The sequence below is a fragment of the Kitasatospora sp. CB01950 genome (genome assembly GCF_001905465.1).
Taxonomy (GTDB): Bacteria; Actinomycetota; Actinomycetes; order Streptomycetales; family Streptomycetaceae; genus Kitasatospora.
On sequence record NZ_LISX01000002.1, the window covers coordinates 863,941 to 872,619 of the forward strand.

General features: G+C 76.1%; 7 protein-coding genes. 1 reads left to right on the plus strand and 6 read right to left on the minus strand.

What is annotated here, in order from left to right; all coding sequences use genetic code 11:
- Positions 1 to 44: 44 nt before the first annotated feature.
- The 5 genes from AMK19_RS37970 to AMK19_RS08570 form a co-directional block, all read right to left on the minus strand.
- Complete coding sequence (locus AMK19_RS37970) at positions 45 to 2,201, minus strand: PQQ-binding-like beta-propeller repeat protein (RefSeq protein ID WP_143200097.1); 2,157 nt, start codon at positions 2,199 to 2,201, stop codon at positions 45 to 47.
- Between the two features lie 54 nt (positions 2,202 to 2,255).
- Positions 2,256 to 2,819 (minus strand): GNAT family N-acetyltransferase, encoded by a 564-nt coding sequence (locus AMK19_RS08555; RefSeq protein WP_073809457.1) that lies wholly within the window; start codon positions 2,817 to 2,819, stop codon positions 2,256 to 2,258.
- A 222-nt stretch (positions 2,820 to 3,041) separates the two neighbouring features.
- On the minus strand, positions 3,042 to 3,962 hold the full coding sequence (locus AMK19_RS08560; protein WP_073809459.1) for a LysR family transcriptional regulator: 921 nt from the start codon (positions 3,960 to 3,962) through the stop codon (positions 3,042 to 3,044).
- A 128-nt stretch (positions 3,963 to 4,090) separates the two neighbouring features.
- Complete coding sequence (locus AMK19_RS08565) at positions 4,091 to 4,822, minus strand: hypothetical protein (RefSeq protein ID WP_073809461.1); 732 nt, start codon at positions 4,820 to 4,822, stop codon at positions 4,091 to 4,093.
- Positions 4,819 to 5,337: a sigma-70 family RNA polymerase sigma factor gene (locus AMK19_RS08570; protein ID WP_073809463.1), complete on the minus strand. Its 519-nt coding sequence runs from the start codon at positions 5,335 to 5,337 to the stop codon at positions 4,819 to 4,821. Before AMK19_RS08570 ends, AMK19_RS08565 begins: the two co-directional genes overlap by 4 nt.
- Positions 5,338 to 5,522: 185 nt before the next feature.
- Here AMK19_RS08570 and AMK19_RS08575 point away from each other — a divergent pair, with 185 nt between their 5' ends.
- Positions 5,523 to 6,530 carry an NADP-dependent oxidoreductase gene (locus AMK19_RS08575; protein WP_073809466.1) on the plus strand — a complete coding sequence of 336 codons (1,008 nt, stop codon included), beginning with the start codon at positions 5,523 to 5,525 and terminating at the stop codon, positions 6,528 to 6,530.
- Between the two features lie 3 nt (positions 6,531 to 6,533).
- On the opposite strand, the gene AMK19_RS08580 is transcribed toward AMK19_RS08575, so the two are convergent.
- Complete coding sequence (locus tag AMK19_RS08580; protein ID WP_083646575.1) at positions 6,534 to 8,666, minus strand: DEAD/DEAH box helicase; 2,133 nt, start codon at positions 8,664 to 8,666, stop codon at positions 6,534 to 6,536.
- Positions 8,667 to 8,679 lie beyond the last annotated feature (13 nt).

Here is an 8,679-nt window from a genome sequence, read left to right on the forward strand (position 1 = left end):
ATCGTTTATCCGGTACCGACAGCCAGCCCCGGTCTCACGGGAGGTCAGAGCGTGACCGCCCCGCCCGGGGTGACGATGCGTACGCCGGTCTCGTCGAGTTCGATGGCCAGCGGGGTCCCGTCGACGGCGGCCTCGTTGAGGAGGGTGGCGGAGCCGAGGTGCCACAGCCGCAGGGTGCCGGCGGCGTCGCCCGCGGCGAGCAGCGCCTCGCCGTCGAACTCGCGGCCCACGACGGCCCGGACGGCCGCGCCGCCGCCGGCCAGTTCGGCGGTGCGGCTGCCGTTCTGGACGTCCCAGACCAGCACGGTGCCGTCGGCGGAGCCGGCGATCAGTACGGGGCGGCCGCCGATCTCGGCGAAGGAGAGCACCTCGGCGGGCCGGGCGAGGCCTTCGCAGACCGGTCCGGCGGCGCCGCTGCCGGCGTGCCACATCCGCACCTTGAGGTCCTCGCCGGCGGTGGCGAGGATCGGCTGTCCGCCGGTGACGAGGGCGGCGAGCGCGGTGATCGGGCCGTGGCCGGTGGCGAAGCGGCGGCTGTTGTCGCCGGTGGCGGCGGAGCGGACGGCGATCATGCCGTCGCGGCCGGCGGAGGCCAGCAGCGGCTGGTCGCCGGCGGTGAAGGCGAGTCCGGTGACGGGGCCGGCGTGCGGGACGGGCAGCGGGTGGGCGGTGCCGTCGGCGAGGCGGTGGCTGCGGACGGCGCCGGCGGTGGTGCCGCAGACCAGCAGCGGGCCGTCGGGGCCGCCGTCGGTCAGGTCGAGGCTGTGCACGGGGCCGCCGTCGGCGGGCAGTTCGAGCAGCTGGCTGCCGGTGGGGGCGTCCCAGACGACGAGGGCGCCGTCGCCGAACCCGGCGACCAGGACGGGCCGGCCGTGCGGGGCGCCGAGGGCGAGCGCGGTCAGCGGGGTGCCGGGGCGGCCGGGCGGGGCGCCGTAGCTGCGGGCGGCGCCGGTGGCGGCGTCCCAGGCGGTGATCAGGCCGGTCTCGTCGCCGGTGTACAGGACGCCGTCCCCGGCGGCCAGCGCGGTCAGCCAACCGCCGGCGGGCCAGCCGTGCAGGGCGCGGCCGTCGTACACGTCCCAGGTGCGGACGGTGCCGTCGAGGGCGCAGGAGGCGAGCACGGGGCGCTCGTCGACGGTGGTGAAGGCGAGGCCGGTGACGGTGCCGGTGTGGCCGGTGAGTTCGGCGACGGACTGGCCGGTGGCGAGGTCCCAGATCCGGACCTGGCGGTCGTGGCCGGCGGTGGCCAGCACGGCCTGGTCCTCGATGGTGAGGACGGCCATGGTGCGGACCTCGCCGCGGTGGCCGACCAGCAGGTGCAGCTGTTCGCCGGTGGCGGCGTCCCAGACCCGGACGGTGCCGTCGGCGGCGGCCGCGGCCAGCAGGTCGAGGCCGGCGCAGTGCGCGGCGCGCAGCACGGTCGCGCCGTGGCCGCCGGTGGGCAGGTTGCCGAGGACCCGGCCGTCGTCGGCGCGGACGGCCCGCAGGTCGCCGCCCTGGCCGGCCGAGAACGCCACCGGGATGTCCCGGCAGATCAGCGCGGCGACCGCCTGGGCGCCCTCGCCGCCGGTGGAGCCGTGCACGACCTGGCCGGTGGTGGCGTCCCAGACCTGCACGGAGCCGTCGGTGCCGCCGACGGCGAACAGCGAGCGCCCGTCGGCCTCGCCGAGGGCGACGGCGGACGGGGCGAGGCCGGCGTCGGCGTCGGAGCCGCCGAGCGAGGCGGCGTCGTCGAGCGCGGTCAGGCCGAACGAGCCGTCCTCCTCGACCAGCGCGTACGCGGCGCGGCCGGCGACGGTGCCGACGGCGGCGGCGCTGCGGGCGGCCTGCGCGGCCGGGTGGCCGAGGGCGACGGCGCCGGGCAGTGCGGCGGCCTCGCCGGGCTCGCCGAACACCTGGGCCAGCAGGGTCGCGAACGGGGCGACGGCGGCGGGCACCGGCACGGTGGTGCCGTCCGTCCACTGCCGGTCCTCGCGGCCGTTCAGGCCGGTGACGGTGAGCCGGCGGCCGACGGCCGGGGCGGCGGCGGCGTCGGCGACCGGCGCGGGGGCCTCGCCGAGCTCCCGCAGCACGCGGACGATCAGCGCGGCGTCGACCCGGCCGGTGCGCTGCTGCCCGGCGCGGGTGGCGCGGAACCCGTCGGCGGTGATCAGCAGCTCGCCGAGCGCGCTGTCCTCCAACCGGAGGCTGCTTTCTGACATGTCGTCACTCCTGGTTCAGCTGCGGGCAGTTGCTGGTGTTCACTGCCCCGTGGGTCAACAGAGGTCTTCCGGTACGAGCGTCGCGTACACGGCGTCGTGCAGCCGCTGGGTGCGGGAACTGCGGAACAGCGCGGGGCGGTATCCGGCCCGACGGAAGCCGATCGCGGCGCCCGTCAGCTGGCTGGGCATGTTGTCGGCGGCGGCGAAGGCGTCGATCCGGCGCAGGCCGATCCGTTCGAACCCGAACCGGCAGACCAGGCGCATCGCGCTCTTCGCGGTGCGCAGCCGGCGGTGTTCGGGGAGCAGCCAGACCGCGATCTCCGCGCTGTCCTGTTCCGGGTCGAGGTTCACCAACTCGCCCCAGCCGACGGCCTCTCCCGCCGCCTCCAGGGTGAAGTAGGCGGCCCGGCCGGTCTGCCAGAGCATCGGGGGGATCTCGGTGAGCCAGCGTTCGGCGGCGGCCTCGTCCCGGTGCGGGATGACGGCCTGGAGGAATTCGCGCACCAGCGGGTCGTGGGTGCCGCGCAGCACCAGGGGCGCGTCCGCGGGCCGCGGCCTGCGCAGCAGCAGTCCGTCGTCCGCCAGCGGGTCGTCCCGCACCTCGGCGAGCGCTCGCATGGGTCACCCCCGTCGCCTTCCGGGCCGCCCGGCGTCCCGCCCCGGCCACCCTCCCCCGTCCTTCGACTACCCGTCAAGTCAACCACATTCGGCGGCCGTTCCCGCACGTCAGCGGGACGTTAGTGGAACGTGAGCGCCGCCGCGCAGACTCATGGGCGGGGTTCGTCACTCCATGTCCCGCCGCCCACCCGGCCCACCTCTCTCCCGGGCCGGGCGCCCCCGCTACGGGCGGCGGGACACCCCCTCGCCCGCCTCGCCCGCCGGGCCCGCGCCCTCGGGCAGCGGGGCGGCACGCAGTTCCCGCACCACGGCCCGGACGGCGGCGGTGCGGGCCAGTTCGGGGGTGGTGACGTAGCCGACCTGCCGGTACGGGCGCTCCGGGCCGAGGTCGGTGACGGCGAGGCCGTCGGGCAACCGGTCCAGGGTGAGCATCGGCATGATCGCCATGCCGAGTCCCTGCGCGGCGAGCGAGAGCACCACGGTGTCGTCCGAGACGTTGATGGTCGCGGACGGGATCCAGTCCTGCCGCCGCCACCAATCGGCCGTGTAGGAGCCGCAGTTCTCGTCCCAGTCGACCAGCGGCAGGCTGCGCGGGTCCGGGTGGCCCTGCTGGTGGGCGAGCGCGTAGCCCTCCCGGTACAGCGGCGCGGAGACCAGCCCGGGCGGGATCGCCGCGCCCAGGGTGGCCAGCGCGAGGTCGGCGCGGCCGTCGGCGACCTCGCCGGCGGTGCCCCGCCCGAGGTCCCGGATCACCCGCACCTGCGGCTCCAACTCCGGGTGGTTCACGGCCAGTCGGGCCAGCACCGCAGGCAGCACCCGGCCCGCCGCGCTGCGGAACGCGACGATCCGCACCGGCCCGCGCGGCCCGCCCGGCTCCCCCTGCCGGGCCTCCCCGGGCAGCGCGGCCAGCAGCCGCAGGATCCGCCGGGCGTGCCCCACCACCCGCTCCCCGGCCGCCGTCGGCGCCGCGCCCCGCCGCCCGCGCTCGAACAGCACCGCCCCCAGCTTGCGTTCGCACCCGCGCACCGCGTGCGACACCGCCGACTGCGTCAGCCCGAGCCGGACCGCCGCCGCCGTGAACCCGCCGCTGTCGGCCACCGCCACCAGCACCCGCAACTCCTGCGGGAGAAGATCGTCCGCCACCTTCGCAGCTTAGGGCCTGTCCGGCCGGTCTTGTCGGGCGCACGCGGGTCCTGCCGGGCGCACGCCGCCGGATCGCCCCTCCCCGGGCCCCGGGGCGATCCGACGGAATCCGGCCGAGCGGGCCCGGTTCAGCGTGCCAGCGGCGAACGGGCCTCCAGCAGGCGCGTGGTGACGCCGCCCGGCGCTCCGGGCTCGAACGGGACGGCGGTCCGCACCACCACCTCGTAGCGCTCCGGCTCCGCCCACACCTGCTGCCAGGTCAGCGACGGGCACAGGGTGTTCCGCCCGCCCAGCGGCTCGACCTTCGGGACGCCCGCCTCCAGGCGGACCGGGTGTCCGAGCGCGTCGACGCCCTGCGCCTCCGTGTCGCCGGGCCGGTTCAGCAGCGGCCCGCCGCCGACGACGACGCCGTCCTTCAGATAGACCGTCTCCAGATACTCCGGCGGGACGCCGACCCCGTCTACCGACCGGTCCGCGCGGTACGCGACGTCGACGGCCGGCCCGGTCCCGTCGCCCGTCCTCCGGACCGAACTCACCGACAGCGTGATGCCGTTGACCGTTGTCGAGGCCTGCTTGTCCGGTAGCGGCCGCCCGCAGGTGTAGGCGCCGGCCGGGACGCCGATGACAGTCGGCTCACTGCCCTCCCCGGGCCCGGCCGCCCCGACGGCCGCCGGCCCGGTCGGCAGGACGGCGGCGGTGGCCGCCACCCCGGCGGCCACCGCCAGGACGGCCCCGGCGGCCAGCGCCGAGCGCGTCCTGCGGCGGCGGACCGCCCGCGCGATCCCTTCGACGTCGAGCTGCGCCGGTCCGGCCAGCTCCGCCAACTCCGGTAGTGCGTCGCGGAGTTCGTCGTGATTCATGGTGTTGCCCCTTCCTCGGTCCCTGCCCGGACGTCCGCCAGCGCGACGCCCAGCCGGGCCAGCGCGTCGCTGAGGTGTCGTTTGACCGTTCCTTCGCGGCGGCCGAGCCGCTCCGCCACCGCCGCCACCGGCAGGTCCTCGTAGTACCGGAGCACCACGCAGGCCCGCTGGGACGGCGACAACGCGCCGAGCGCGTCCAGCAGTTGGTGCCGGTCCGCGAGCCGGTCGCTGTCGTCCGGGCCGACCGGGCTCTCGGCCAACCGCGGCACCAGCTCGCGGTAGCGCGCCCGCCGCCGGTACAGGTCCAGGTAGCGGTTGAGCATGGTGCGGCGGACGTATCCCTCGATCTCCCCGAGTCGCCAGGCGCGGCGCGGGCGGGTGAAGACCCGCACCAGCGCCTCCTGGACCAGGTCGGCCGCCTCGGCGCGGTCCCCGGTCAGCAGGAACCCGTAACGCTGCAGTTCCGCTCCCCGGGACGCCACCAACTCGGTGAGCTGATCCGCCCATTCGGCCACATTCCCCCCTCTCCTCGGCTCTCACCCGTCCACACGAACAGCGGCCCGGTTTCGTTGGGGGGCACCCAGGCATGAACGCCGCTCATGGATCGCGGGCTGCCATCAACGCGCGCCCCTGCCAAGGCCGTTCCGCCCGCCCTAGCGTTTCCCCTCGTCAACCCCCTGCTTCCACCGGAGTGTTCACCGTGTCCCGCACCGTCACCCGCCACGCCCGCGCCGTCCACCTGACCGCCCGTCCGACCGGGCTGCCCACCGCCGATCAGTTCGCGTTCGTGGACGACGAGCTGCCGCCGCTCGCCGAGGGCAGCGCGCTGGTGGAGAACGCCTACCTGTCCGTGGACCCGTACATGCTCGGCATGATGGAGGACGCCGAGGGCGGCAACGAGCTGAACGCCCCGATGGAGGGCCGGACGGTGGGCCGCGTGGTGGAGTCCCGCAGCGCCGCGCTGCCGGTCGGCACGGCGGTGGTCCACCGCCGGGGCTGGCGCACCCACGCCGTGGTGCGGCGCGAGGACGTCCGCGTGCTGCCCGACCTGCCCGGCGTCGGCCTCAGCGCGTACCTGGGCGTGCTCGGCGGCACCGGCCTGTCCGCGTACGTCGGCCTGACCCGGATCGCGAAGCTCGCCCCCGGCGAGGACCTGTTCGTCTCGGCGGCCGCCGGCGGCGTCGGCACCGCCGCCGGACAGCTGGCCCGGCTGCTCGGCGCCCGCCGGGTGATCGGCTCGGCCGGCTCCCCCGCGAAGACCGCCTTCCTCACCGAACAGCTCGGCTTCGACGCCGCGTTCGACTACCACGACGGACCGGTCGCCGACCTGCTGACCGCCGCCGCCCCCGACGGCATCGACGTCTACCTGGACAACGTCGGCGGCGACCACCTGGCCGCCGCAATCGGCTCGATGCGCGACTTCGGCCGGATCGCCTGGTGCGGCGCGATCGGCCAGTACCTCACCGAACCGCCCGCCGCCCCGCACAACCTGTTCGAACTGGTCGGCCGCAGCATCCGGCTGGAAGGCTTCCTGGTCCGCCACCACATGGACGCCCAGGAGGAGCTGTACGACCTGCTCGGCCCGCACCTGCGCTCCGGCCGGGTGATCTCCCCCGAGACCGTGCTGGACGGCTTCGACCGCACCGTCGACGCCTTCCTCGGCGTGCTCACCGGCGCCAACACCGGCAAGATGCTGGTCCGCCTGTGACTCCTACTCGGCTCCGGCCAGCCGCAGTTGCTCGTCCTCGACGATCCGGACGGCGAGCGCGCGGTCGGAAACGTCCACCGCCTCGGGGGCCGACTCCGCCAGGTCGCTGCGGCGCGCGTAACGGTCGAACAGCTCGGCCTTGCCGCGCAGCAGCTCCACCAGGCCGCGATCCAGACTGTCGGTGGCCAGCAGCCGGTGCACCCGGACCCGCCGGATCTGACCCATCCGCTGGGCCCGGGCCACCGCCTGGTCCTCCAGCGTCGGCTTCACCTGCGGCTCGCACAGCACCACCACGTTCGCGGCCTGCAGGTTGAGGCCCAACCCGCCCGCCTGGATCTGGCACAGCAGCACCGCATGGCCGTCCACCGCGCTGAACGCGTCCACCAGCTCCTGCCGCACCTCCGCCGGCAGCGCCCCGGAGACCGTGCCCCGCACCGCCTCGCCCAGCGCCTCCCGGACGGTGGCCAGCACCTCCCGGAAGTACGAGAACACCACCACCTTGTGCCCGCTCTCGGCCGCCTCCGCGACCAGCTCGCGCAGCCGCCGCAGCTTCGCCGAGTGCGCGGGCTCGGCATACGCGGCGCGCCGCATCGCCATGAAGTTGCCCTCCGCGACGGCCGCGGCGTACGCGGCCCGGTCCGGCCCCGACAGCTCGCCCCACTCGTCCACCCGCACCACGTCCGGCAGTTCGGTCAGCACGTCCTGCTGGTTGCGCCGCAGGTACGCCGGCGCGACCGCCCGGCGGAACGCGACCGACCCGGCCACGCCCGGACCGGCGGGCAGCTCGCTCAGCAGATCCGGCTGAAGATGGCCGATCAGGGTACGGAACTCCTCCACCCGGTTCTCCATCGGCGTGCCCGTCAGGAACAGCACCCGCTCCGTCCGCGCCGCCCACTCCGCCACCAGCCGGGTGCGCTGCGCGGCCGGATTCTTCACGAAGTGCGCCTCGTCCACCACCAGCGCGGCCACCGGGTCCTCGGCCAGCGTCCGCAACGACTCGTACGTCGCGACCAGCACCCCGCCGCCCGCCAGCCACTGCGCCCGCGCCGCCTCCCGCTCCTGGCCGTGGTACCGGTACGCCGCCAGCGTCGTCCGACTCCCCGTCTCCCGCTGCCAGTTGACCAGCACCGACGCCGGACACACCACCAGGAAGTGCCGCTCCCCCGCCGCCGCCAGATGCGCCAGCACGGCCAGCGCCTGCACGGTCTTCCCGAGCCCCATCTCGTCGCCGATCATCACCCGCTTCCGGGCCAGCGCGAACCTCGCCCCGAACGCCTGGTAACCGCGCAACGAGACGGTGCACCCGCGGTCGTCCAACCGCTCGGCCCGCACCGACTCGGCCAGCTCGTCCGGCAGATGGCCCTCCGCCGCGCCCGGCCCGCCCCGGTCCACGCCCGTGAGCAGGCCCTCGTCCGCGAGCAGCGCCAACTCCGCGTAGAACTCCGCCGCCCGGTGCTCGAACTCGACCCGGACCTCCACCTCCCCCGCGCCCGGCCGCAACAGGTCCGCCCCCGCCTGCGCCAGCCGCAACGGCACCCCGTCGGCCTCCGCCGCCGCCACCTGCTTCTCCAGCACCTCCACCGCCCGGCGCGCCGCCTCCCTCCGCTCGGCCCCCGCCACCAGCCCCCGCACCCACCCCGTCGCCGGCCGGGCCGCCGCCATCGGCGCCGCCAGCCGCCGCTCGATCTCCTCCGCCTCCCCGACAGCCCGCCGCGCCCCCGGCCCCGCGAGCACCAGCCGGTGCAACGCGACCAGCAGCGCGGTGCTCGCCTCGTCCGGCCGCGCCGGGTCGATCCGCACCGCCGTGCTGCGCTCCACCGCCTCCGCGATCTGCCGCGCCGCACCCACCAGTTGCTGCGCCGTCGACCCCCCGATCCCCGGAATCCGCACCAACTCCTGCGCACTCGCCCCACACACCTGCGCGACCGTCCGGTACCCCGCCCCCGCCAGGACCCCGGTCTGCAGCCGCCCCTCCGTCACCTCCTTCAACTGCTCGACCGGTATCCCCTCCAACTGCCCCCGCACCAGCCCCCGAAAGATCCCCCCGTGCGCCTCCACCACCTCCCCCACGGCCGCCCCCCAAGCCGTCACCACCCCACCCGCAGCCTCCCCCAACCGCCCCCCCCCCCCCACCACCCCCCCCCCCCCC

Bases quoted from the DNA above. Each gene is read 5' to 3' on its own strand.
- AMK19_RS37970 (WP_143200097.1), bottom strand. From the start codon at position 2,201: ATGTCAGAAAGCAGCCTCCGGTTGGAGGACAGCGCGCTCGGCGAGCTG.
- AMK19_RS08555 (WP_073809457.1), bottom strand. From the start codon at position 2,819: ATGCGAGCGCTCGCCGAGGTGCGGGACGACCCGCTGGCGGACGACGGA.
- AMK19_RS08565 (WP_073809461.1), bottom strand. From the start codon at position 4,822: ATGAATCACGACGAACTCCGCGACGCACTACCGGAGTTGGCGGAGCTG.